Source organism: Solirubrobacter phytolaccae (assembly GCF_027587195.1).
GTDB lineage: Bacteria > Actinomycetota > Thermoleophilia > Solirubrobacterales > Solirubrobacteraceae > Solirubrobacter > Solirubrobacter phytolaccae.
Window position 1 is genome coordinate 105,055 of record NZ_JAPDDP010000002.1, and the last position, 22,236, is coordinate 127,290.

At 70.5% G+C, this 22,236-nt stretch carries 26 protein-coding genes; 13 read left to right on the forward strand and 13 right to left on the reverse strand.

What is annotated here, in order from left to right; all coding sequences use genetic code 11:
* Positions 1-73 precede the first annotated feature (73 nt).
* Both katG and OJ997_RS01495 read right to left on the reverse strand, forming a co-directional pair.
* Positions 74-2,287: a catalase/peroxidase HPI gene (gene katG / locus OJ997_RS01490; RefSeq protein WP_270023216.1), complete on the reverse strand. Its 2,214-nt coding sequence runs from the start codon at positions 2,285-2,287 to the stop codon at positions 74-76.
* Between the two features lie 20 nt (positions 2,288-2,307).
* On the reverse strand, positions 2,308-2,739 hold the full coding sequence (locus OJ997_RS01495; protein ID WP_270023217.1) for a Fur family transcriptional regulator: 432 nt from the start codon (positions 2,737-2,739) through the stop codon (positions 2,308-2,310).
* A 95-nt stretch (positions 2,740-2,834) separates the two neighbouring features.
* On the opposite strand from OJ997_RS01495, the gene OJ997_RS01500 reads away from it, so the two are divergent.
* On the forward strand, positions 2,835-3,890 hold the full coding sequence (locus OJ997_RS01500) for a sugar transferase (protein ID WP_270023218.1): 1,056 nt from the start codon (positions 2,835-2,837) through the stop codon (positions 3,888-3,890).
* On the opposite strand, the gene OJ997_RS01505 is transcribed toward OJ997_RS01500, so the two are convergent.
* Positions 3,865-4,473: a DedA family protein gene (locus OJ997_RS01505; protein WP_270023219.1), complete on the reverse strand. Its 609-nt coding sequence runs from the start codon at positions 4,471-4,473 to the stop codon at positions 3,865-3,867. The two genes, OJ997_RS01500 and OJ997_RS01505, sit on opposite strands and share 26 nt — an antisense overlap.
* A 36-nt stretch (positions 4,474-4,509) precedes the next feature.
* Positions 4,510-5,370 (reverse strand): DNA-formamidopyrimidine glycosylase family protein, encoded by an 861-nt coding sequence (locus OJ997_RS01510; RefSeq protein ID WP_270023220.1) that lies wholly within the window; start codon positions 5,368-5,370, stop codon positions 4,510-4,512.
* 24 nt (positions 5,371-5,394) lie between these two features.
* On the opposite strand from OJ997_RS01510, the gene OJ997_RS01515 reads away from it, so the two are divergent.
* Positions 5,395-6,519: a M20/M25/M40 family metallo-hydrolase gene (locus OJ997_RS01515; protein WP_270023221.1), complete on the forward strand. Its 1,125-nt coding sequence runs from the start codon at positions 5,395-5,397 to the stop codon at positions 6,517-6,519.
* Here the strand turns inward: OJ997_RS01515 and OJ997_RS01520 are convergent.
* From OJ997_RS01520 to OJ997_RS01530, 3 genes are all read right to left on the reverse strand, one after another.
* Positions 6,497-6,970 (reverse strand): SixA phosphatase family protein, encoded by a 474-nt coding sequence (locus OJ997_RS01520; RefSeq protein WP_270023222.1) that lies wholly within the window; start codon positions 6,968-6,970, stop codon positions 6,497-6,499. The genes OJ997_RS01515 and OJ997_RS01520 overlap by 23 nt on opposite strands.
* Positions 6,971-6,985: 15 nt before the next feature.
* Positions 6,986-7,198, reverse strand: a complete 213-nt coding sequence (locus tag OJ997_RS01525) for a hypothetical protein (protein ID WP_270023223.1) — start codon at positions 7,196-7,198, stop codon at positions 6,986-6,988.
* 175 nt (positions 7,199-7,373) lie between these two features.
* The gene (locus OJ997_RS01530) at positions 7,374-8,762 is read right to left on the reverse strand and encodes a cellulase family glycosylhydrolase (RefSeq protein ID WP_270023224.1); all 1,389 of its coding nucleotides are present in this window, start codon (positions 8,760-8,762) and stop codon (positions 7,374-7,376) included.
* 91 nt (positions 8,763-8,853) lie between these two features.
* On the opposite strand from OJ997_RS01530, the gene OJ997_RS01535 reads away from it, so the two are divergent.
* Both OJ997_RS01535 and OJ997_RS01540 read left to right on the forward strand, forming a co-directional pair.
* A complete protein-coding gene (locus OJ997_RS01535) occupies positions 8,854-9,894 on the forward strand; it encodes a phosphotransferase family protein (protein ID WP_270023225.1) in 1,041 nt (346 codons plus the stop codon).
* Between the two features lie 144 nt (positions 9,895-10,038).
* Positions 10,039-10,668, forward strand: a complete 630-nt coding sequence (locus OJ997_RS01540) for a sigma-70 family RNA polymerase sigma factor (RefSeq protein ID WP_270023226.1) — start codon at positions 10,039-10,041, stop codon at positions 10,666-10,668.
* Here the strand turns inward: OJ997_RS01540 and OJ997_RS01545 are convergent.
* From OJ997_RS01545 to OJ997_RS01555, 3 genes are read right to left on the reverse strand one after another with little or no spacing between them, the layout of a single operon-like run.
* Positions 10,665-12,158 (reverse strand): succinic semialdehyde dehydrogenase, encoded by a 1,494-nt coding sequence (locus tag OJ997_RS01545; protein WP_270023228.1) that lies wholly within the window; start codon positions 12,156-12,158, stop codon positions 10,665-10,667. The two genes, OJ997_RS01540 and OJ997_RS01545, sit on opposite strands and share 4 nt — an antisense overlap.
* A 14-nt stretch (positions 12,159-12,172) precedes the next feature.
* Positions 12,173-12,616 (reverse strand): peptidylprolyl isomerase, encoded by a 444-nt coding sequence (locus OJ997_RS01550; RefSeq protein WP_270023229.1) that lies wholly within the window; start codon positions 12,614-12,616, stop codon positions 12,173-12,175.
* Positions 12,617-12,647: 31 nt separating this feature from the next.
* Complete coding sequence (locus tag OJ997_RS01555) at positions 12,648-14,060, reverse strand: DEAD/DEAH box helicase (RefSeq protein WP_270023230.1); 1,413 nt, start codon at positions 14,058-14,060, stop codon at positions 12,648-12,650.
* 68 nt (positions 14,061-14,128) lie between these two features.
* Here OJ997_RS01555 and OJ997_RS01560 point away from each other — a divergent pair, with 68 nt between their 5' ends.
* Complete coding sequence (locus OJ997_RS01560) at positions 14,129-15,064, forward strand: PfkB family carbohydrate kinase (RefSeq protein WP_270023231.1); 936 nt, start codon at positions 14,129-14,131, stop codon at positions 15,062-15,064.
* A gap of 43 nt (positions 15,065-15,107) precedes the next feature.
* Here the strand turns inward: OJ997_RS01560 and OJ997_RS01565 are convergent, their stop codons facing one another.
* A complete protein-coding gene (locus OJ997_RS01565; protein ID WP_270023232.1) occupies positions 15,108-15,779 on the reverse strand; it encodes a ferritin-like domain-containing protein in 672 nt (223 codons plus the stop codon).
* 10 nt (positions 15,780-15,789) lie between these two features.
* Positions 15,790-16,452 (reverse strand): ferritin-like domain-containing protein, encoded by a 663-nt coding sequence (locus OJ997_RS01570; RefSeq protein WP_270023233.1) that lies wholly within the window; start codon positions 16,450-16,452, stop codon positions 15,790-15,792.
* A 91-nt stretch (positions 16,453-16,543) separates the two neighbouring features.
* Here OJ997_RS01570 and OJ997_RS01575 point away from each other — a divergent pair, with 91 nt between their 5' ends.
* From OJ997_RS01575 to OJ997_RS01610, 8 genes are all read left to right on the forward strand, one after another.
* The gene (locus OJ997_RS01575; protein WP_270023234.1) at positions 16,544-16,816 is read left to right on the forward strand and encodes a hypothetical protein; all 273 of its coding nucleotides are present in this window, start codon (positions 16,544-16,546) and stop codon (positions 16,814-16,816) included.
* 12 nt (positions 16,817-16,828) lie between these two features.
* Positions 16,829-17,395 (forward strand): dCTP deaminase, encoded by a 567-nt coding sequence (gene dcd / locus OJ997_RS01580; RefSeq protein WP_270023235.1) that lies wholly within the window; start codon positions 16,829-16,831, stop codon positions 17,393-17,395.
* Between the two features lie 10 nt (positions 17,396-17,405).
* Positions 17,406-17,639 carry a hypothetical protein gene (locus tag OJ997_RS01585; protein ID WP_270023236.1) on the forward strand — a complete coding sequence of 78 codons (234 nt, stop codon included), beginning with the start codon at positions 17,406-17,408 and terminating at the stop codon, positions 17,637-17,639.
* Positions 17,640-17,711: 72 nt separating this feature from the next.
* Positions 17,712-19,037, forward strand: coding sequence for a citrate synthase (locus OJ997_RS01590; protein WP_272599214.1), 1,326 nt, complete (start codon positions 17,712-17,714; stop codon positions 19,035-19,037).
* A 61-nt stretch (positions 19,038-19,098) separates the two neighbouring features.
* The gene (locus OJ997_RS01595; protein ID WP_270023238.1) at positions 19,099-19,623 is read left to right on the forward strand and encodes a GNAT family N-acetyltransferase; all 525 of its coding nucleotides are present in this window, start codon (positions 19,099-19,101) and stop codon (positions 19,621-19,623) included.
* 3 nt (positions 19,624-19,626) lie between these two features.
* Positions 19,627-20,724 carry a GAF domain-containing protein gene (locus OJ997_RS01600; protein WP_270023239.1) on the forward strand — a complete coding sequence of 366 codons (1,098 nt, stop codon included), beginning with the start codon at positions 19,627-19,629 and terminating at the stop codon, positions 20,722-20,724.
* 5 nt (positions 20,725-20,729) lie between these two features.
* Positions 20,730-21,140 (forward strand): hypothetical protein, encoded by a 411-nt coding sequence (locus tag OJ997_RS01605; RefSeq protein ID WP_270023240.1) that lies wholly within the window; start codon positions 20,730-20,732, stop codon positions 21,138-21,140.
* Complete coding sequence (locus tag OJ997_RS01610; RefSeq protein WP_270023241.1) at positions 21,137-21,448, forward strand: hypothetical protein; 312 nt, start codon at positions 21,137-21,139, stop codon at positions 21,446-21,448. The genes OJ997_RS01605 and OJ997_RS01610 overlap by 4 nt, the downstream gene beginning before the upstream one ends.
* On the opposite strand, the gene OJ997_RS01615 is transcribed toward OJ997_RS01610, so the two are convergent.
* Positions 21,424-22,077: a M48 family metallopeptidase gene (locus tag OJ997_RS01615; RefSeq protein WP_270023242.1), complete on the reverse strand. Its 654-nt coding sequence runs from the start codon at positions 22,075-22,077 to the stop codon at positions 21,424-21,426. The two genes, OJ997_RS01610 and OJ997_RS01615, sit on opposite strands and share 25 nt — an antisense overlap.
* Between the last annotated feature and the right edge of the window lie 159 nt (positions 22,078-22,236).

The window sequence follows — 22,236 nt, forward strand, 5'->3', positions numbered from 1 at the left end:
GGAGATGGCGTCCGGAAGACCATGATCGAATGATAGATAATTTCTATCATTCGATCATGGCGAACCTCCGTGGCTAGCTCAGGTCGTAGCGGTCCAGGTTCATGACCTTGGTCCAGGCGGCCACGAAGTCCAGGACGAACTTCTCACGGGCGTCGTCGGAGGCGTACACCTCGGCCAGCGCGCGCAGCTCGGAGTTCGAGCCGAACACGAGGTCGGCGCGCGAGCCGGTCCAGCGCAGGTCGCCGTTGTCGGCGCGGGCCTCGAACTCGTCGCCGGAGGCCTGCCACTGGGTGCCGAGGTCCAGCAGGTTGACGAAGAAGTCGTTCGTCAGCGTGCCCGGCGTGTCGGTGAGGGCGCCCAGCGAGGAGCCGTCCCAGTTCGCGCCGAGGACGCGCAGGCCGCCGACCAGGACGGTCAGCTCCGGCGCGCTCAGCGTGAGCAGGTTCGCGCGGTCGAGCAGCAGGTACTCGGCCGGGAGGCGGTGCGCCTCGCTGCGGTAGTAGTTGCGGAAGCCGTCCGCGGTCGGCTCGAGCGGGGCGAAGGACTCGGCGTCCGTCCACTCCTCGGTCGCGTCGCCGCGGCCTCCGACGAACGGGACGTCGACCGCCACGCCGGCGTCGGCGGCGGCCTTCTCGACCGCGGCGGTGCCGCCGAGGACGATCAGGTCGGCGATCGAGACCGGCTTGCCGAAGCCCGCCTGGATGCCCTCGAGCACGCCAAGGACCTTGGCGAGCTGCGCCGGGTTGTTGACCTCCCAGCTCTTCTGCGGCTCGAGGCGGATGCGGGCGCCGTTCGCGCCGCCGCGCTTGTCGGACCCACGGAAGGTCGAGGCGGACGCCCAGGCGACCGAGACGAGCTCGGAGACCGACAGACCGGAGGCGAGGATCTGGCTCTTCAGGGTCGCGACGTCGGCGTCGTCCAGCGCGGGGCCGGCCGGAACCGGGTCCTGCCAGATGAGCGTCTCCGACGGGACCTCGGGGCCGAGGTAGCGCTGGATCGGGCCCATGTCGCGGTGCGTGAGCTTGAACCAGGCGCGGGCGAAGGCGTCCGCGAACGCGTCCGGGTTCTCGTGGAAGCGGCGCGAGATCTTCTCGTAGGCCGGGTCCATGCGCAGCGCGAGGTCCGTCGTCAGCATCGTGGGCAGACGCGGGGCGCCGCCCTCGTTCGGGGCCGGGACCGAGACGGCGGAGGTGCCGCCGACCGGCTGCCACTGGTGCGCGCCGGCGGGGCTCTTGGTCAGCTCCCACTCGTGGCCGAAGAGGTTGTCGAAGAAGCCGTTGCCCCACTGCGTCGGGGTGGCGGTCCAGGTGACCTCGAGGCCGGACGTGATCGCGTCCTGGAGCTTGCCGGTGCCGTAGGACTGCTTCCAGCCGAGGCCCTGCTCCTCGATCGAGGCACCCTCGGGCTCGCGCCCGACGAACTGGTCCGGGTCGGCGGCGCCGTGCGTCTTGCCGAACGTGTGGCCGCCGGCGATCAGCGCGACGGTCTCCTCGTCGTTCATGGCCATGCGGCCGAACGTCTCGCGGATGTCGCGCGCGGAGGCGACCGGGTCCGGGTTGCCGTCCGGGCCCTCCGGGTTGACGTAGATCAGACCCATCTGGACGGCGCCGAGCGGCTTCTCGAGCTCACGGTCGCCCGTGTAGCGCAGGTCGCCGCCGAGCCACTCGGTCTCCGGGCCCCAGTAGACGTCCTCGTCGGGCTCCCACACGTCGGCGCGGCCGCCGGCGTAGCCGAAGGTCTCCAGGCCCATCTCCTCGAGCGCGACGTTGCCCGTGAGGATCATCAGGTCGGCCCACGAGAGCGCCTGGCCGTACTTCTTCTTGACCGGCCACAGCAGGCGACGGGCCTTGTCGAGGTTGCCGTTGTCCGGCCACGAGTTCAGCGGGGCGAAGCGCTGCTGACCCGCGCCGCCACCGCCACGACCGTCGCTGATGCGATACGTGCCGGCGCTGTGCCAGGCCATGCGGATCATGAACGGGCCGTAGTGGCCGAAGTCCGCGGGCCACCAGTCCTGCGAGGTCTTGAGCGTCTCGGCGATGTCGGCCTTGACCGCGGCGAGATCAAGCGCCTTGAACGCCGAGCCGTAGTCGAAGTCCTCGCCGAGCGGGTTCGAGACGGCCGGGTTCTTGGCCAGGATCTTCAGGTTCAGACGCTCGGGCCACCACTCGCGGTTCGCATCACCCTGCGTCGGGTGCGGGGCGCGCGCGCCGTGGACTGGGCAGCCTTCAGCCTCGATCGGCTCGTTCATGTCGCCTACGACGGCGTTGGGGTGCTCCTGATCGGCCATACGACCCTTTCCTCCGGTACTTACGAGTTTCGAGCGGACTTGCAGTCGGGGCAGATGCCCCAGTAGACGACCTCGGCCTCGTCGATCGCGAAGCCGTGGTCGTCGGAAGCGGCCAGGCACGGCGCGTCGCCGACCACGCAGTCGACGTCGGCGATGACCCCACAGGATCGGCACACGACGTGGTGATGGTTGTCACCGACCCGTGACTCGTACCGCGCCACCGAGCCCTGCGGCTGGATGCGCCGCACGAGGCTCGCCTCCGTGAGCGCGTTGAGCACGTCGTAGACGGCCTGCGTGGAGACGTCACCGAGCTGCGCGCGGACGCGGTCGATGATCGAGTGCGTGTCGACGTGCGGACGCTCGTAGACCGTCGAGAGCACCGCCACGCGCGGGCGCGTGACCCGGAGGCCGGCATCGCGCAGCAGGTGTTCGAGGTCCGAGATCGACGGCACTGGTGGCGGAGCCTAGCGGCTTTTCTGGAAGGGTTCCAGAAACCGCACCGAGGACGATGGACAAGCGCGCCGCCAGCCGGGACCATTCGTCGCGGATGGTCCATCCCAGCGCGAGCACGGACGCTCTCACCGACGCCTCGATCCCGGCCGAGCCGGCTCCGGACCGCCGGCGGGCGGTGCGGCGTCAGCTGCTGTCCGCCGACATCATCGCCGGATCGCTCGTCGGCGCGGCCGTCGCGTTCGCCAGCGGCCTGACGGTGCAGGAGCTGCCCGTCGTCGTGCTGGCGATGTGCCTGGCGTGGCCGCTGCTGGCCTGGATCTGCGGGCTGTACGCGCTCGACGGGACGCGCGCCGGCGCGGGCGACTTCACGCGCCTCGCCGTCACGGCGCTCGTCCTCTCGTGGCCCGCCTACGGGCTCCTGCTCGCGCTCGACGCCCGCGCACCGGTCCTCGGCGCGTTCGCCGCCGTGGCGTTCACCGGCCTGGTGAGCAGCGTGGGCCGCGCCCGCACACGGGTGGAGCGGCCACGGGCGGAGCCGACGCGGCCACCGGCGTTCTCCACCCTCGAGCGCATCGCCAAGCGGACGCTCGACGTGGTCGGCGCTGGGCTCGGGCTCGTCGTCCTCACCCCCGTGCTGGCGGTCCTGGTCGTCGCGATCCGGCTCGACTCGTCCGGTCCCGCGCTCTTCACGCAGCAGCGGTCGGGGCGCGGCGGGCGGTTCTTCCGGATGTACCGGCTGCGTGCGATGCGGGTGGACTCGACCGTGCTCGTCCGCGAGGACGGCGTGATCGTCAAGCGCTCCGACGGGGACCGCGTCACCCGCGTCGGTCGGGTCCTCCGGCGCTTCTCGCTCGACGAGATCCCGCAGCTGGTCAACGTCCTGAAGGGCGACATGAGCCTCGTCGGCCCGCGCCCGCTCCTGCTGGCCGAGCACGCGGCGCTCACCGAGGAGTGGCGGCGGCGCCGCGTCGACCTGCGCCCCGGGATGACCGGCCCGTGGCAGGTCTCGGGCCGCTCGCAGCTCCCGTTCGGCGCGATGATCGAGCTCGACGACCAGTACGTCGCCGGCTGGTCGCTCGCGCGCGACCTCGAGATCCTGCTCGCGACGGTGCCGGCGGTGCTCGCTAGGCGGCGGTACGGCGGCGCTTGACCGCCCAGAAGACCAGCACCGCGACGCCGACCGCGCACACGCCGACGATCACGGTGCCGATCGGGCCGATGATGTTGCCGACCTTCTCGTAGTTGCTGCCCAGGGCCCAGCCCGCGCCGATCAGCGCGCTGTTCCAGACGGTGGAGCCGAGCGCCGTGAGCGCGGTGAAGCGCATGACCGGCATCTCGGACAGGCCCGCCGGCACCGAGACGAGGCTGCGCACGCCGGGGATGAGCCGGCCGAAGAGCACGATCCAGGCGCCGCGCTTGTCGAACCAGTCGTCCGCGCGGTCCAGGTCGTCCTCGCGGACGCGCGCGAACTTGCCGAGCCGCAGCACCACCGAGCGCCCGCCGAACCGCGCGATCGCGTACAGGATCAGCGCACCCACGACCGAGCCGAGTGTCGCCGCGAGCACGGCGAGGACGAAGTGCATCGTGCCCTCGCCGACGTAGAAGCCGGCGACCGGGAGGATGAGCTCCGAAGGGATCGGCGGAAACAGGTTCTCCGCCAGGATGAGGCCTGCCAGCGCGGGATAGCCGCCGCTGGAGACCGCGTTACGCGCCCAGTCCCCAGGCGCCGCCATCACGTTCATCATTCGCTCATGGAGGCTACCCGCGCGCTACTTCAGTAGACGCGAAAGCCTACGGTCCTTAAGGATCCGGCCCTCGGTCTGGCAGTGCGGGCAGTACGACATCACGTAGTCCTCGTAGAAGACGGCCTCGAGCACGGTCTCGCAGCGCGGGCACGGCTCGCCCTGGTGCGCGTGCACCCGGGTCGGCTTCGGGAACTTCTCCGGCAGCGGGAGCGCGACCTTCTCCTCGTATACGTCCAGGACCCGGCCGAGCTCGGAGACCATCGCCTTGCGCAGGGCCTTGGCCTCGGGCTCGGACAGGTCGTCGCCGCGCTTGAACGGCGAGAGCTTCGCCGCGTGCAGGATCTCGTCGACCCACGTGCGCCCGATCCCCGCGATCACCTGCTGGTCGCGCAGCAGCGAGTGCAGCGGGCGCGGGGCCTTCAGGATCTCCCGCAGGTCCTTCGGCGGATCCGGCCACGCCTCGGGCCCGAGCGACCCGAGCGCCGGCTCGGCCTCCAGCCCGTCCGGCGTGAGCAGCTTGATCCACGCCGCCTGCTTGGTGCCGAACTCGCGCAGGCGCAGCTCGCGGTCGCCGGGTAGCCGGACGAGCACGCGGGAGGTCTTGTCGCGCATCGAGCCGCGCTTGTCGTAGACCATCAGGCGTCCGGCGCTCATCAGGTGCACGAGCAGCGTGAGCGGCCCGTGGGCCTCTGTGTCCGCCTCCAGCAGCAGCAGCTTGCCACGGCGGCGGACGCCGGTGAACCGCGCGCCGTCCAGCGCGGCCAGCGGCGGGTCGAACGTCTTGAGCACGTTCAGCCCGGGCGTCATCACCGACTCGATCTCCAGACCGGGGAGTGCCTCGGCCAGGCGGCGGGCGGTGATCTCCATCTCCGGCAGCTCGGGCACGCGCTGCACACTAGCCTGATCGGAATGGACGAGTGGATCGAGCAGGCGGCGGCGGAGATCGCCCGCCGGGCGCCGCGTGAGCTCGAGGCGCTCGTCGCCGTCTCGTCGCCGTCGGGCGACGCGCACGCGGCGGACGAGTGCGCGGCGCTGACCGCGGCGCTCGCGCCGGACGAGGCGACGATCGAGCGCGTGCCGTGCTCGAGCCCCGAGCACGCCGAGGACCAGGTCATCCGCCTGAAGGGCACGGGCACCCGCAAGGTGCTGCTCGTCGGCCACAACGACACCGTCATCTCGCACGCCGAGCACAAGCCGCTCAAGCGCGTCGGCGAGCAGCTCGTCGGCTCGGGCGCGGTGGACATGAAGGGCGGCAACGTGCTGGCCCTCGGCGCGCTGCGCGCGTTCGCCAAGCGGCCGGAGCTCTACGACGAGCTCGCGCTGCTGCTCGTCTGCGACGAGGAGTGGCGCACCGACGACTTCAGCCACGTGCCGCGCTTCGCGGGCTTCGACGCCTGCCTGTGCTTCGAGGCCGGCGAGCTGGCGGAGGCCGGCGAGGGCGTCGTCGTGCGCCGCAAGGCCGCGGGCACGATCCACATCCGCGCGTACGGGCGCACCGCGCACTCGGGCTCCGCGCCCGACCGCGGCCGCAACGCGCTGCTCGCGCTCGCGATGGCCGCGCAGGCCGTCGCGTCCCGCCACGCGCCGGACGGCCCGTCGCACCTCACCGCCGTGCCGACGATCCTGCGCTCGGGCGACGCGTTCAACGTCGTGCCGGGCGCCGGCGAGCTCTACTGCGACGTGCGCGCCGACAGCCTGGACGCGATCGAGGACATCCTCACCCACATCCCCGCCGAGCACGAGGGCGTGCGTCTGGAGGCGGAGCTCGTCCGGCGCTGGCCGGGCATGCAGAGCGAGGAGGCCACCGCGCCGCTGCTGGCGAGCGCGTCGACGCTGCTCGGGCGCACGATCGTCGCGGCCGCGCGTGGCGGCGCCTCGGACGCGAGCCACTTCGCGGCCACCATCCCGCTCACGGTCGACGGTCTCGGCCCGCGCGGCGGCAAGGCGCACAACCCCGAGGAGTTCGTCCTCGAGGCCTCGCTGCACAGTCGCGCCGAAGTGGCGCTCGCGCTCATCCTCGCGGCGCTGAAATAGCTTCGAGGTCGCGCGGGCGCAGCAGGGCGAGCAGCTGGCCGGCGGTGCGCGTCGCGCTGATCGCCGCGACGCCACCCTTCTTGAAGTCCACGCGGGCGCTCGTGAGGTCGTAGACGACCTGCGAGAACGACGGCTCGTGACCGACGACGAGGATGTGCGCGTCGTGGGCCTCCAGCAGCGTCAGCGCGTCGACGCGGCTGAAGCCGTTCGCCAGCGCGTCCTCGCGGATCAGCTTCACGTTGAGCGCCGCGCACGCGAGCTGCGCCGTCTCCCACGCGCGCACCTTCGGGCTGGCGTAGCACGCGGCGAGCTCCACGTTGAGCGCCGCCAGCGCCCGCCCGGCCGCCTCGGCCTGGGTTCGCCCGCGCGGCGTGAGCTCACGCTCCGCGTCGGGTTTGGAGTCGTGCGGCACGGCCTCCCCGTGCCGCAGCATCCACAGCTGCGCCGCCATCGCGGCGAAGACTACTCAGGCGGCGGCGTACAGGTCCGTCGCGGGCTCCTCGAAGCGCCAATGGCTCCGTGCCCGGTACGGGTCCTCGTCCGCGTGGCGGCCGTCCGTCAACGCCGGCGAGTCCTCGACCTGCCAGCGCGCGAACGGCGTGCGCAGGCTGAACCCGTCGATCCAGAGGTCCTCGACCGCGAGCATCCGCTTGCCGCCGAACGCCCGATCGAGCCTCACTACAACCATCTCGACGTCACCGCCGTCGAAGGGGTAGGTATCGACGACCTCCCCGATCGGGACACCGGCCCCGTCGCTGACCTGCTGACCCAGAACGCTCCATCGGCTCCAACGCTTCCGCATGGGACAGGTATCGGGCCTCGATGGAGCTAGCCGTACCGGGTCAAGACCCCAATCAGTAGCCCTTCACGGACGGCCCCGTGTAGGTCTGGCCCTCGGGCGAGGTCCACTTCACGCGGTAGTGCACGCCCGCCTTGCGCGGCGTCTTCAGCGCGTACACGCCGGAGGACGTGGTGTCGATCGTCTTCAGCACGCGCCACGTCTTGAAGCCCGTGATCCGGCGCTCGATCGTCACCTTGCTCACGGCGCGCTGCGGGCGCACGAGGCCCCAGAGCACGTCCTGCGTGCCGTAGGTCTCGACCGCGAGCGGCAGGCGGAAGCCGTTGTAGGCCGGCTTCTCCTTGCCGTCGGCGTCGCGCAGGCCGCTCTCGAAGCCGCCGTACTTGTAGCCGCTCGACCGCGGCGGGTCGTCGCTCATCAGGTACTGCGAGAACGCGGCGACGCGCGGGTTGACGTAGGCGATGTGCTCGGAGATCGCGAGGTACGCGGCCTGGCGCTCGAGCGACACGCCGCTGATCTTGTCCGGCTCGGTCTGGATGCCGAACTCGGTCAGGTGCACGGGCAGGTTCTTGGGCAGCGCGCCCGCCTTGGCGGCCTTGTCGATCGCGGTGATGAGCCGCGGCAGCACGCCGATCGTCACGTCGTCGGCCTTCGGCGGCTCCCAGCGCGGGCCGGCCGAGGTGGTGTACGCGTGATGGGCATAGCCGCCGGCGTCGAGCTTGGCGCACGACTTCGCCTTCTCGTACTTCGAGTTCAGGCACAGCATCCCGCGCAGGAAGGCCAGCGGCGCGACGATGTTCGAGTTCCCGCGCGGGGACGTCTCGGCGACCAGGAGCGTGTCCTGCGCGTTGGCCGGCGTCGAGCGGATGCCCTTGTAGGCCGCCTGGTAGAGCTTGCGGTACAGCTTGGGCGAGTACGCCTTGCCGTTCTTGAACTGCGGGCGCAGGAACTGCGGCTGGTTGGGCTCGTTCCAGACCGACCACGTGTTCACGCTGTCGCCGTAGCGGCGGCCGATCGCGGTGGCGAAGGCGCCGAACTCCGCGGGCAGCGGCTCGGTGTAGGTGTCCTTCTTGGTCTTCGTCGCCCACCGCGGCACGGGGCCGGTCAGCGTCAGCGTCACGTCGATCCCGCGCTCCTTGGCGGCCGCGACGAGCCCGTCCAGGTTGTCCCACTTGTCGGCGGGATAGGCGTCCGGGTTGGAGGCGTCGAAGCCGGCGGGCCGCGTCTTGCTCTCGGGCTCGGGAGCGAAGTCGCGCCAGTACACGAGCTGGCGCACGCGCTTGACGCCGAACGCCTGGATCTGGTCGAGCGTCGCGGTGCGCGTCGAGGCCGACAGCAGCTCACGCGGCGCTTCGAAGGTGACGGTCTGGCGCGCGGACGCACCGGCGGCGGGGGCCCACGCGCACAGCGCGAGGAGCGGAAGAATCAGAAGGGTTCGTCTCATCAAGAAGGGGGAGCGCCGACCGAAAGGGGGAGAGTCGGCTGTGTTTGCAACCCGCGTTAGATAACGAGGTTGCGGTTTACGCTGCATAAGCGTGACCGCCATCGTTGATACCCCAGAAGAGGGTGAAGCACTCAGCCAACCGCCGCTGCTGATCCTGCGGCCGCTCGAGCGCTTCTTCGATTCGCACGGTCTGGGGACCGGGACGATCACGGCGGAACCGGTCGGTGATGGCCACTCCAATGTGACGTACCTCGTGCGCCGGCGTGGCGGAGTTTGGGTCCTGCGGCGCCCTCCGCGCCCGCCGCTGCCGCCGTCCGCGCACGACGTCCTGCGCGAGGCCTTCCTCCTGCGCGCGCTCGAGCGCACGTCCGTGCGCGTGCCCGAGGTGCTCGCCACGTGCGAGGACGAGGGCGTGATCGGCGCGCCGTTCTACGTGATGCAGCGCGTGGAGGGGGAGGTCATCAATGACACGCTCCCGGGCGCCGTCACCCCCGCACAGGTCGGCGACGAGCTGATCGACGCGCTCGTCGAGGTGCACGCCACGGACTGGCAGGCGTGCGGGCTGGAGGGCTTCGGCAAGCCCACGGGTTACCTCGCCCGCCAGGTCCGGCGCTTCACGGGCCTGTGGGAGCACAACGCCACGCGCGAGATCGAGGCGCTGGACGAGGTCACGGCGTGGCTCGGCGAGCACATCCCGGAGTCCGGCCCGGCGACGATCGTCCACGGCGACTACCGGCTCGGGAACGTGATGTTCACCGGCGAGCGCCTCAGCGCGATCTTCGACTGGGAGCTCGCGACGATCGGGGATCCGCTCGCCGACGTGGGCTATCTGCTCGCGACCTGGGCGCAAGAGGGGGATCCGGAGAGCACGATCGCCTCTTTGACCACCGTCACACGGCAGCCCGGTTTCCCCACCCGCGACGCCCTCGTGGCCCGCTACGAGGAGCGCTCAGGACGGTCGATGCGGGCGCTCGACTGGTACACGACGCTCGCCCTCTGGAAGTCGGCGATCTTCCTGGAAGGCAGCTATAAGCGACGCCTCGCCGGCACCACCGAGGACGCGTTCTTCGACCGCCTGAAGGAGGGCGTGCCGGAGATCGCCGAACGCGCCCGCAAGACCGCCTTCGGTTGAGCTGTCCAAGCGTCCAGTGGACGCATGTTGGTCTTCACGCCGCCTGCCCGCGGTGGGACATTGGCCGTCCACCGTCAAGGATGGCGGTGGAAACTTCGGACAAGGGCAAGGCTGCTCATTTTCCAGGGACCGGGAGATGTCGCGATGCGCCGTGCGGCGGATCGCTTGGAGGCGACGGCGGCGCGTACGGGTTACCGGCGCCGTCGTCACCTCGACCTACCGCAGGACGCGGAGGCGCTGGTCGCCGCCGCGGCCGAGCGGGCCCGGGACGGCGAGGACGACGCGCTGCGCCTGCTGTACCTGCTGTACGCCGACAACGTGTTCGGCTACGTCCTGGCGATCGTGCGTGACGAGCACGACGCGGAGGACGTGACCAGCGAGATCTTCACCCGCCTGCCGCGGGCACTCACCCATTACCGGGCGGGTGCCACCCCCTTTGCGGCATGGCTGTTGCGGGTCGCCCGAAACGCTGCGCTCGATCACCTTCGAGCGCAGCGTTCGGTGCCCCTCGCGGAGGTCCACGCGACCGGCGCGGTCGCCGAGTCGCAGGCCGGTGAGCGCCTCGAGGCGCTCAAGGACGCGCTCGCGGCGCTGCCGGAGGACCAGCGGCACGTGATGCTGCTGCGGCTCGTCGCCGGCCACTCGCCGGCCGAGGTGGCCGAGCAGCTCGGCCGCTCGGTCGACGCCGTCCACGCGCTCCAGCACCGCGCCCGCCGGCGCCTGCGCGAGGAGCTGACCGAGTCCGGCTGGGCGCCGACGTCAGCGGCGGCCTAGGCCTTTCCGCGCCCGTAGAAGAGCTTGAGGCCCTTCGTGATGAGCCCGGTGACCTTTGCGTTGTAGGGGAAGAAGTGCACTTCTCGTTTGAGCGGCAGCCGGTAGGTCATGATCGCCTGCTGACGCGTGTACTTCTTCAGGCCCGCCGGGCCGTGACGCACGCCCAGGCCCGACGCTTTCCAGCCGCCCATGGGCAGTTCGAGCGCGAGGTAGTTGACGGCCGCGTCGTTGATGCAGACGGCGCCGGCCTCGACGCGGCGGGCGACCCGCTGCCCCTTGGCGACGTCGCGCGTGAAGACCGCCGCGCCCAGCCCGTACGGGGAGTCGTTGGCCTGGCGGATCGCCTCGTCGGCGTCTTTGACGCGCATGATCGGCAGCGTGGGGCCGAAGGTCTCCTCGGTCATCGCCGTCATCGAGTGGTCGGCGTCGGCGATGATGGTCGGCTCGAAGAACCGGCCGGCGCCTTCACGGCGATGCCCGCCGACGAGCACGCGCGCGCCCGCGTCCCGGGCCTGCTGGACGTGCTGCTCGACGATGTCCATCTGCGGTGGGAACGTCATCGCGCCCACGTCGATCGAGCCCGCACCCTCGGGTGGGCCCTGACGCAGGGCCTTGGTCTTGTCCGCGACCTTGGCCACGAACTCGTCGTAGACCGGAGCCTCCACGTAGACGCGCTCGATCGAGATGCACGTCTGGCCACCGTTCTGCATCGAGTAGTAGACCGCCGCGTTGGCGGCCCGCTCGAGGTCCGCGTCGGCGAGGACGATCATGGGGTCCTTGCCGCCGAGCTCCAGCGAGACGGGCGTGAGGGTCTGGGCGGCGCGCTCCATGACCTTTCGTCCAGTGCGCGTGGAGCCCGTGAACATCACCATGTCGACATGGTCGATCAGGACGGCCCCGGTCTCCCCGGTGCCGACCGCAACTTGGAAGATCCCTTCAGGGAGGCCGGCCTCATGCAGCCCACGTTGGAACAAGAGGGACGTCAGCGGCGTCACCTCGGATGGCTTGACGACGACGGCGTTCCCCGCGGCGAGCGCTGGGATGGCGTCCCCGACCGAGTTGACGAGCGGGTAGTTCCAGGGCCCGATCACGCCGACGACGCCGAGGGGGCGGTAGCGGACGACCATGGAACGCCCGAGGACGAACGGGTTCGTCGTCCGGACTCGTTCATCCGCAAGCCATTTCGGCGCTTTGCGCGGCCAAAAGCCGAGCGCGTTGGCGCCGTAGGCGACCTCCACGAGCATCGCGTCCTCGCGCGCCTTGCCCGTCTCGGCCACGATCGTGTCCGCGACTTCCTCGGCGTGCTCGACGAGCCACTGCTGCGCCCGCTTTAGGATTCGCCCGCGGCCCGCATAGCCCAGCGCTTCCCACGCCGGCTGGGCGGCCCGGGCGCGCTCGACGAGCCCGGCCACGTCCTCGGGGGACGTGACCGGCACCTCGCGGATGGTCTCGCCCGTCGCGGGGTTCTCGACAGCGATCGTCTCGGCCATGCGGCCGAGCCTACCTACTCGGTGATCGTCAGCTTCTCGATCTTCGCGTCTTCACGCGGCTTGTCACGGCCGTCGGTCGGCAGGCCCTCGAGCTTCTCGACGACGTCCATGCCGGACGTGACCTGGCCGAAGTTCGTGTGCTTGCCGTCCAGCCACGGCGTGGCGTCCAGCGTGACGATGAAGAACTGCGAGCCGTTCGTGTTCGGGCCGGCGTTGGCCATCGCGAGCGAGCCGCGGACCAGCTTGTGGTCGTTGATCTCGTCCTCGAACGTGTAGCCCGGGCCACCGGTGCCGGTGCCCTGCGGGCAGCCGCCCTGGATCATGAAGTCCTTGATGATCCGGTGGAAGGAAAGACCGTCGTAGAAGCCCTTGGCGGCGAGGTCCTTGAAGTTCTGGACCGTCTTCGGCGAATCCTCGTCGTACAGCTCGATGGTGATGTCACCGAGGTTGGTGGTCATCGTTGCCACGGACATTGGCTTAGGCCTCCTCTTAGTTACTGACTGGCTCGAGCGCGATCTCGTGCCCGCGCACCGAGACGACCGCCGGCGCAGAGCCGGCGGGCACCTCGAGGAGGGCGAAGCGCTCGAGGATGCGGACGTTGCGGATCGCCTCGCCGTCCAGGCCGCTCGCGGTCAACGCGGCGATCAGGTCGGCGGCCTCGACGCCGTCGTGGCGCCCGGCGGTCGCGATCAGCTTGACGAACACCGCGGTGTTCTCGGCCGGCGTCTCGGCGTCGCGCGGCTTCGTGTGGCGGCGCGGGCGCGGCTCGGACGCGGGCGCCGGAGCGACGCGGGCGCCCTCGGTCCACGGTGCGATCTTCGTCGACGCGTGGTTCTCGATCGCCTCGAGCTCGCGCTTCTGGCGCGGCTCCACGAACGTGATCGCGCGCCCGGAGCGGCCGACGCGGCCCGTGCGGCCGATGCGGTGCACGTAGACGTCGGGCGAGGTCGGCACGTCGAAGTTCACGACGTGCGTGACCGTCGAGATGTCCAGGCCGCGGGCGGCGACGTCCGTCGCGACGAGGATCGGCACCCGGCCGCTCTTGAACGAGATCATGACGCCGTCGCGCGAGCCCTGGCTCATGTCGCCGTGCAGCGCGCGCACGTTCATGCCGCGGTTCTTGAGCGTCTGGAACAGCTGCTCGGTGCGGATCTTCGTGCGCGCGAAGACGATCGCCTGGTCGGGCTTCTCGGACTCGAGCACGCGGGCGAGCGCGTCCGTCTTCTCCTGCGGCTTGGTCTCGAGGTAGAACTGCTCGACCGTGTCGATCGTGAGCGTCGCGGCCTTGACCTTGATCAGCACCGGGTCGTACAGGTGACGCTCGGCGAGGCGCTTGATCTCGTTCGGCATCGTCGCGCTGAACAGCGCGGTCTGGCGGCTGCCGGGCGCGAGGCTGAGGATCTTCTCGACGTCCTCGAGGAAGCCGAGGTCCAGCATCTCGTCGGCCTCGTCGAGCACGATGTAGCGCGCCGAGTGCAGCACGAGCGAGTGGCGGCTGATGAGGTCCAGCACGCGGCCGACGGTGCCGACCACGACCTGCCCGCCGGCGCGCAGCTGCGCCTGCTGAGTGCGGATCGGCGCGCCGCCGAAGACGGCGACGGGGTCGATGCCCTTGCGCGCGCCGTAGGCCCGCAGCGCCTGCGTGACCTGGATGCAGAGCTCACGCGTCGGCGTGAGCACGATGGCCTGGACCTCGTTGTCGTCCGGGTCCACCGACTCCATCAGCGGAAGGCCGAAGGCGGCGGTCTTGCCCGTGCCGGTCTGCGCCTGGCCGATCACGTCCCGCCCTTCGAGCAACGGGGGGATGGCCTGCTCCTGGATCGGGCTCGGGTTCTCGTACCCGACGTCTTGGAGGGCCTGAAGGATCGGCTCGGACAGTCCGAGCTCGGCAAAAGTCGTCATTTTCGATCCAGGAGGCTAGAACACTCGCCGCAATCACGCGCGGAGTGGCCGCTAGGCTCGTGCGCCTTATGTCGCTCACCGTAGTCGGATCCATCGCCTTTGACGCCGTCGAGACCGAGTCGGGCAAGCGCGACCGCCTGCTGGGCGGCGCGGCCGTGCACTTCTCCCTCGCTTCTTCGTTCCTCGCCGAGACCCGTGTGGTGGGTCCAGTCGGCGACGACTTCGGCGATGAGGAGTACGCCGTCCTGCACAACCGCGGCGTCGTCACCGACGACGTCGAGCACGTGCCCGGCGGCAAGACGTTCTTCTGGGCGGGGCGCTACGAGCGCGACGTCAACATCCGCCACACGCTGCAGACGGACCTGAACGTCTTCGAGACGTTCGAGCCCAAGCTCTCGCAGGCTTCACAGGACGCGGACGTGCTGTTCCTCGCGAACATCCAGCCCGACCTGCAGCGCGCCGTGCGCGAGCAGTGCACCGGCGCGCGCTTCGTCGCCCTGGACACGATGAACCTGTGGATCGACATCGCGCGCGAGTCGCTCGTGAAGACGATCGCCGGCGTGGACTGCCTGATCGTCAATGACGGCGAGGCCAAGCAGCTCACGGACGAGCCGAACCTGGTCCGCGCCGCGCAGAAGATCATGGAGATGGGCCCGCGCGTCGTCGTCATCAAGTTCGGCGAGTACGGCGCGAACATGTACACGAAGGACGGCGTCTTCGGCATCCCCGCGTACCCGACGGCCGACGTCGTCGACCCCACGGGTGCGGGTGACACGTTCGCCGGCGGCTTCGTCGGCTACATCGCCGCGCACGCGGACGAGGAGATCACGGACGAGCTGCTGCGCCGCGCGATGGCGTACGGCACGGCGCTGGCCTCCTTCAACGTCGAGGCGTTCGGGACCGAGCGCATGCAGACCCTCACGGCCGACGAGGTCAACGAGCGCGTCGCCGAGCTGCAGCGGGTGACGGTCTTCGACGCGTCACCCGTGCCGCTCCGCGGCTAAAGCGGGGGGCCCGCGGGGGGCGGCAGCCCCCCCGGTGGATTACTTAGCCCGTGATGAACCCGGTGCCGGTGACGGCGGCCAGGACCTGCTTCTCGGTCTTGGGCTCGTCGACCACGGCCGGTGCCGGGTTCTGACCGCTGATCAGGCGGACCCAGGACGCGTGGCGCGCCTCCACCGAGTGGATGCTCAGCGCGGCCTTGACGACCGGGCGCTGGAAGATGTTCGGACCCTGGCCGGCGTAGGCCGCCACGCCCGTGTCCTCGAGCACCTGCGCCGTGGCCATGAACTTGGCCTGGTCGGTGATCGTGTCCTTGAAGTCGAACGTCGGCTTCTTGACCGCGGCGCTGCCGAGCACGGACTGCAGGAGCCGCACGTGCGCGTCCTCGTGCGCCGCGACGACCTCCGCGAAGTTCGAGATCAGCCAGCCCGGCAGGGCCTTCGCCTGCACGGCCTGGATGTAGAACGCGGCCTCGAGGAACTCGAGCGTGAGCGCGTAGTTGAGGATCTTGACGTCGTTGGCCTTGGAGGGCTTGGACGAGATCGCGGCGTGCGCGGGCGAGAGCAGCCCGTCGAACACGCTGCCGGCGACGACGAGCCCGGCCGTGGCCGCGCCCGTGCGCTTGAAGAAGTCAGCACGCGTCGCACCGGCGGCGTGCGCGGTCTCCTCGATCGCGCCGTCCTTGTCGAAGGCGGCGAGGTTCAAAAGCGAAGTCATCAACAGGCTCCTAGGACTGGATGAAGCCGGTATCGGCCACCGCGGACAGCACGGTCGACTCGCGCTTGGGCGGGTCGGTGATGCCGGGTGCCGGCGAGGTCATGTTCAGGAAGCGGATCCAGCCCGCGTGGCGGGCCTCCACCGAGTGGATGCCGAGCGCGGCGACGACGACCGCCTTCTGCGAGATGTTCGGGCCCTGGCCGGCGTACGCCGCCACACCCGTGTCCTCGAGCAGCTGCGCGGTCTGCATGAAGGTCTTCTCGTCGCCGAGGGCGGCGCTGAAGTCGAACGTCGGCTTCTTGACCGCGGCCTTGCCGAGCACGCTCTTGAGCAGCGTGACGTGCTTGGCCTCGTGGTCGGCGACCGTGTCCAGGAACTTCAGGACGTCCGGCGTCTTGACGATGTTGGCCGCCTTCGCGGCGGCGTAGAACTCGGCTTCCAGGAACTCGAGCGTGAGCGCGTAGTTCAGGATCTTGACGTCGTTCTTGGCCGACTTCTTGGAGGTGGAGATCGCGGCGGCGGCGGGCGAGAGCAGGCTCTCGAACATCGCTCCCGCAGCCACGAAACCCGCCGTGGCGATGCCGGCGCGCTTGAGGATGTCCCCGCGCGTGGCACCAGCGTCTTTCGCCATCTCGCGGATCGCGCCTTCGCGATCCAGAACTTCGAGGTTCAAGGCGTTCATGGCAATGAAGCGCAGGTGCACCGGAACCTGGATCACCACGTTGGCGCACGAGCTACATCCGGCGGCGTACGATGACCGTGGGATGGGTTGGACGATGCTCTACCTGTTCGTGTTCCTGAAGCTGCCGATCGTCGCGGCCTGCTGGATCATCTGGTGGGCGGTCCGGCAGACGACCGACACGGACGACGTCATCAGCGACGGCGGGACGCCGATCCCGCGCCGTCCGCATCCCCGTCGGCCGCGCCGCCCGCGCCCGCCGCGCCGGGGCGGCCCGGGCTGCGGAGCGCACGTCTCGCCACCCCCACGCGTCCGCTCCGTCACCGCCGCGGGCCGTGCTCGTACGTTGCACCGGTAGCCTGTCCGCCTCGTGACCGCCTCCGTGCTCTCCGACGGCACGATCCGCCGTCTCGTCGACGACGGCCAGATCGTCGTCAAGCCCTGGGACCCGTCGCTCGTGCAGCCGGCGTCCGTCGACCTGCGCCTGGGCGACTCCTTCCGCGTCTTCAGCAACCACAAGGTCGCGACCATCGACCTGCGTGACGGGCCGGCCGCGAACCTGACCGAAGAGGTCGTGGTCACCGCGGAGGAGGGCTTCGTCATCCACCCCGGCGAGTTCTGCCTCGGCCGGACCGAGGAATGGGTGGAGCTGCCCGACGACATCGTCGCCCGGATCGAGGGCAAGTCGTCGCTCGGGCGGCTCGGGCTGATCGTCCACGCCACCGCCGGGTTCATCGACCCGGGCTGGAAGGGCACGCTCACGCTCGAGCTCAACAACCTCACGCGCGTCCCGATCAAGCTCTATCCGGGGCTGCTGATCGCGCAGCTCTCGTTCATGACCCTGGACCGCCCCGCGGAGAAGCCGTACGGCTCCGCCGAGCTGGGCTCGCACTACCAGGGCCAGGTGGCGGCCACCGAGAGCCGCTACATGCGGTAGCTTCCCGCGCGTGTTCGCCTCGCTGCTGCTGTTCGCCCAGGAGCACCTCGTCGAAGAGGAAGTCTCCAAGACGCCGTTCTACGTCGCCGCGGGCGCGCTCGTGGCGTTCGCCGCGCTGCTCTCGGCGGTCGGCATCGCCCGCCACGCGACGTTCCCGCCCTCCCGCGGCGTGGCCAACGGCCTCATCCTCGTGACGCTCATCCTGGTGGCCGCGGCGGCTTACACCGCCGTCATCACCGGGTAGACGACGCCCGGGCCTCGGTCCCCGCCACAATGGGGGGCCAGAGACTTAACCCTCCCCTCCAAGAGGAGCAGCATGGGAACCGAGGAGCAGACTGAAACTGGTGGCGTGGCGACGGCGTCTGAGACGCTGACGATCACGGACAATCGCACGGGCAAGACCTACGAGGTCCCGCTCGAGGACGGCACGATCCGCGCGACCGCGTTGCGCGACATCAAGGTCAAAGAGAGCGACTTCGGGGTCATGTCCTACGACCCCGCCTTCATGAACACCGCGTCGTGTCGCTCGGCCGTCACGTACCTGGACGGCGAGGCCGGCGTCCTGGAATACCGCGGTTATCCGATCGAGCAGCTCGCCGAGCACTCCACCTACCTCGAGGTCGCTTATCTCCTCGTACACGGGGAGCTGCCGAACGCGAAGCAGCTCGAGGAGTGGACGAACAAGATCACGACGCACACGTTCGTGCACGAGAACGTCAAGAGCTTCATCCAGGGCTTCCGCTACGACGCGCACCCGATGGGGATGCTGCTCGCGTCGGTCGGCGCGCTCTCGACGTTCTATCCGGACGCGAACCAGATCAAGGACCCGGAGATCCGCTACCTGCAGATCATCCGCCTGATCGCCAAGATGCCGACGCTGGCGGCGTTCGCCTACCGCCACAACATGGGCCAGCCGTACGTCTATCCGGACAACGAGCTCGACTACCCCGGCAACTTCCTGTCGATGCTGTTCAAGATGAGCGAGCTCAAGTACGAGCCCGATCCTCGGCTCTCGCGGGCGCTGGACATCCTCTTCATCCTCCACGCCGACCACGAGCAGAACTGCTCGACGAGCGCCGTCCGCGCCGTCGGCTCCTCGCAGGTCGATCCGTACTCCGCGGTCGCCGCGGGCGTCGCGGCGCTCTACGGCCCGCTGCACGGCGGCGCCAACGAGCAGGTCCTGCGCATGCTGCGCCGGATCGAGCGCAAGGAGAACATCCCGGACTTCATCGCCGGCGTGAAGGAGGGCAAGGAGCGCCTGATGGGCTTCGGGCACCGGGTCTACAAGAACCACGACCCGCGCGCGACGATCATCAAGAAGGCCTGCGACGACGTCTTCGAGGTCACGGGCGTGAACCCGCTGCTCGAGATCGCCATCGAGCTCGAGAAGATCGCGCTCGAGGACGAGTACTTCGTCAAGCGCAAGCTGTACCCCAACGTCGACTTCTACTCGGGCCTGATCTACGAGGCGCTGCATATGCCGGTCGGCATGTTCACGGTGCTCTTCGCGATCCCCCGCACGAGCGGCTGGATCTCCCAGTGGCTCGAGATGATCGACGACAAGGAGCAGAAGATCGCCCGCCCGCGCCAGATCTACACGGGTGAGCGCAACCGGGATTACATCCCGGTCTCGCAGCGTTAAGCACTGATAGGCGGCTAACCCCCCTTGACGGGACGAGGGGCTGGGTTGTTTCATGCAACTCATGCTCCTCACCCTCCCCATCGGCACGACGGTCCTGGTCCGGCCGATCGAGCCCGAGGACAAGCCGCTGCTCTCCCTCGGCCTAAAGACGCTGAGCCCGGAGACCGCCATGCGGCGCTTCCTCACGCTCAAGACGTCGTTCAGCGCGGCTGAGCTGCGGTACCTGACCGAGGTCGACCAGGTCGACCACATCGCGCTCGTCGCCGTCGACGCCGACCACGGGTTCCTGATCGGCGTGGCCCGCTGCGTGCGCGTGGCCCCGGACACGGCGGAGCTCGCGATCGTGATCGGCGATCCGTGGCAGCGGCAGGGCCTCGGGCGGGCGCTGGTGGACGAGCTGGCCGTGCGTGCGTCCGCGCAGGGGATCACGCGCTTCAGCGGCACGATGATGGCGACGAACCGCGGCGCGGTGCGGCTGATGCGCGGCTTCGGGACGCACATCGACCGCGACTTGATCGAGTCGGGCGTGCGTGAGATCGTCGTCCAGTTCGCCTCAAGCGCCCAACTGGTCGCGCCGATGCACTGACGCGTGAGATCCGTAACCGCGCTGCTGGTCGACGTCCCCGCGAGCCATGCCGCGCAGATCTCCCGGACGGGAGTGATCCAGCGCGCGGTGCCGGTGCACGGCGAGGAGGCCTTCAACGCGGCGCTCGCCCGCCGCGGCTGGGACGCCGTCCTCTACGGCGGCGACGGCACGAACGCGGTCCCGAGCCAGAAGGCGCTCGCGCTCGTGCGCCTCGCGGACCCGCACCTGCCCTTCATCGCCATCTCGCCGCTCAGCGAGGGCACGCTCCCGCACGGCGTGCCGCGCGTGTCCACGCTCAACCAGCTCGGCGCGGTGCTCACCCGTGAGCTCGAGCAGGCGCGCATGCGCCGTCGCGTCGGCGGCGCGCACCGGCTGCTCGGCGCCCAGCAGGCGATCGGCGACCATCTCGCCGCCGGGTTGGAGCCCGCGGTGCTGTGCGAGCGCGTGCTCGCCACGCTCGGCGAGTCGCTCGGCTGGTCGGCCGGCGCCGTCTGGCGCGCCGACGGCACGCGACTGGAGTGCGCGACCACGTGGCACGCCGCGAGCTCGCGCGCCAGCATCGCGCTGCTGATGAACGCGACCCGCGAGCGCTCGCTCGCCGCCGGGCAGGGCCTCGCCGGCCGTGTGTGGGGCTTCCGGCGCCCGATCTGGAGCAGCGCGCCCGACGAGGCGCTGCGCGCCGGCCTGGTGACCGCCGCGGCCTTCCCGATCACCTCCGACGAGGAGTGCGTCGGCGTGATCGAGCTCTACGCCACCGACGCCCGCGAGCCCAACGGCGAGGTGTCGGCGCTGTTCGCGACGATCGGCGCCCAGCTCGGCTCCTACCTCGCGCGCCGTCGCAAGCGGGCCCGCGCGCGGCGGGCGTTCGACGGCGCGACCGCGCTGATCGTCGCGCTCGACGCCGAGGGCCGCGTCGAGATCGCCAACGGCACCGCGTGCGCGGCGCTCGGCCGGCCGGAGCACGAGCTGCTGGGCCGCCCGCTGCCGGACACGCCCTACGTCGCCTGGCGCTGGTCGCTCAGCCACGATGACGACGGCGCGTTCATCGGTGCCGTCGGCTGGGGCGAGCCGGTCCGCTTGGTCGCCGCGTCACTACGCTAGGCCTCATGCACCGCTCCGCGCCGGTTCTTCTCGCTGCCGCCGCACTCTTGTTCGCGGCCTGCGGCTCCGACGAGCCCACCACTCCCGCCACCGGCGGTGGGAGCGACGAGCTCGCGAACCTGGTCATCACCGTCGACGCCGACGGGGACTCCGGGGAGGCCGCCAAGGAGCTCCAGGTCAGCTGCAAGGCGCCGACCGACAGCGACGTCTGCGGCGCCGTCGCGGGCACCGCCGCCGCCGACCTCGCGCCCAAGAAGGACGACGTGGCCTGCACGCAGATCTTCGGCGGTCCGGAGACCGCGACGATCAAGGGCACGCTCCGGGGCGAGCCCGTCGACGCGAGCTTCTCACGCTCGGACGGGTGCGAGGTCGCGCGCTGGGACCGGGTCAAGCCGCTCCTCGCCCACGTCAAGTGAGTTACCGCGTGACGGTGCGGCGCGGGTCGCAGGTCTCGCACGAGGACTACGAGACGCTCAACCAGGCGCTCGCGGCGGTCGAGCGCGAGGCGCGGGGTGATCGGCGCGCCGTGGAGGCCCTCGGGCGCACGTATGAACCCGAGGAGCTGGTCGCCGCGCGGATCGAGCTCAAGGGCGCGTCCAAGCGCGCGGGCGTCGACGTCCGCGGCGACGGGTCCCTCGTCGCGTGGACGGGCCGGATCCGCCGCACGCCGCTCGAAGGCGAGGCGCTCCGGGCGCTGCGTCAGAGCGTCAGCGTCGAGCCGTAGCGCTTCAGCCACGCCGAGTGCTCGCGCCAACGCGGCGAGCGAGACGCCAGCAGGCGCCAGAAGCGCGGCGAGTGGTCCATCACCTCGAGGTGGGCGACCTCGTGCTCGACGACGTAGTCGAGGATCTCCGGCGGCGCGAGCAGCAGCCGCCAGTTGAAGGACATCGCGCCCGTGGACGAGCACGACGCCCAGCGCGTCTTCTGCCCGCGGATCGTCAGGCCCGTGTACGTGGAGCCGGCGCGCGCACAGGCCGCGTCCAGCCGCGGCGCGACCTCGAGCCGGGCCTGGCGCCGGTACCAGCGCTCGATCGCCTCGCTCGTCTCGACCTCCGGGACGAGCAGCCGATCCCCGCTGCGGTGCACGCGCGTGCGCCCGCGCTCGGGGAGCAGCGTCAACGTCTCGCCGAGGTACGGCACGGTGCCGGGCGCGCGACCCACTTCCAGCGCCGCGGCGGCGACGGCACGGCGGCGACGCTCGATCCACGGCGCGAGCTCCTTCACCGCCTGCTCGGCGTGCCGCTCCGGCGAGCGGCTCGGCAGCACGACCTCGATCTCGCCGTTGCCGTCCACGCTGACCCGGATGCGACGCGCGCGGTCGCTACGACGGATGCGATACGGCTGCGCGGACACGGCGGAAAGAGCGTAGAGCCGCCGGCGGCGAACGACGGTACGCGCGATCGCTGGTGGTCGCCGGCGCCGGCTGGCGCCGACCGGTGACCGGAAGTGGGCTGGTTGCCCATGACCGGTTGCCGGGTGGCGCCAGGCGGTGATCGGCGGCCGCCAGAATCG

Excerpts from the sequence above, each read along its gene's own strand:
- katG (WP_270023216.1), bottom strand. The coding sequence starts at position 2,287 with ATGGCCGATCAGGAGCACCCCAACGCCGTCGTAGGCGACATGAACGAG.
- OJ997_RS01500 (WP_270023218.1), top strand. The coding sequence starts at position 2,835 with ATGGTCCATCCCAGCGCGAGCACGGACGCTCTCACCGACGCCTCGATC.
- OJ997_RS01505 (WP_270023219.1), bottom strand. The coding sequence starts at position 4,473 with ATGGCGGCGCCTGGGGACTGGGCGCGTAACGCGGTCTCCAGCGGCGGC.
- OJ997_RS01515 (WP_270023221.1), top strand. The coding sequence starts at position 5,395 with ATGGACGAGTGGATCGAGCAGGCGGCGGCGGAGATCGCCCGCCGGGCG.
- OJ997_RS01520 (WP_270023222.1), bottom strand. The coding sequence starts at position 6,970 with ATGGCGGCGCAGCTGTGGATGCTGCGGCACGGGGAGGCCGTGCCGCAC.
- OJ997_RS01530 (WP_270023224.1), bottom strand. The coding sequence starts at position 8,762 with ATGAGACGAACCCTTCTGATTCTTCCGCTCCTCGCGCTGTGCGCGTGG.
- OJ997_RS01540 (WP_270023226.1), top strand. The coding sequence starts at position 10,039 with ATGCGCCGTGCGGCGGATCGCTTGGAGGCGACGGCGGCGCGTACGGGT.
- OJ997_RS01545 (WP_270023228.1), bottom strand. The coding sequence starts at position 12,158 with ATGGCCGAGACGATCGCTGTCGAGAACCCCGCGACGGGCGAGACCATC.
- OJ997_RS01550 (WP_270023229.1), bottom strand. The coding sequence starts at position 12,616 with ATGACCACCAACCTCGGTGACATCACCATCGAGCTGTACGACGAGGAT.
- OJ997_RS01555 (WP_270023230.1), bottom strand. The coding sequence starts at position 14,060 with ATGACGACTTTTGCCGAGCTCGGACTGTCCGAGCCGATCCTTCAGGCC.
- OJ997_RS01560 (WP_270023231.1), top strand. The coding sequence starts at position 14,129 with ATGTCGCTCACCGTAGTCGGATCCATCGCCTTTGACGCCGTCGAGACC.
- OJ997_RS01565 (WP_270023232.1), bottom strand. The coding sequence starts at position 15,779 with ATGACTTCGCTTTTGAACCTCGCCGCCTTCGACAAGGACGGCGCGATC.
- OJ997_RS01575 (WP_270023234.1), top strand. The coding sequence starts at position 16,544 with ATGGGTTGGACGATGCTCTACCTGTTCGTGTTCCTGAAGCTGCCGATC.
- OJ997_RS01590 (WP_272599214.1), top strand. The coding sequence starts at position 17,712 with ATGGGAACCGAGGAGCAGACTGAAACTGGTGGCGTGGCGACGGCGTCT.
- OJ997_RS01595 (WP_270023238.1), top strand. The coding sequence starts at position 19,099 with ATGCTCCTCACCCTCCCCATCGGCACGACGGTCCTGGTCCGGCCGATC.
- OJ997_RS01605 (WP_270023240.1), top strand. The coding sequence starts at position 20,730 with ATGCACCGCTCCGCGCCGGTTCTTCTCGCTGCCGCCGCACTCTTGTTC.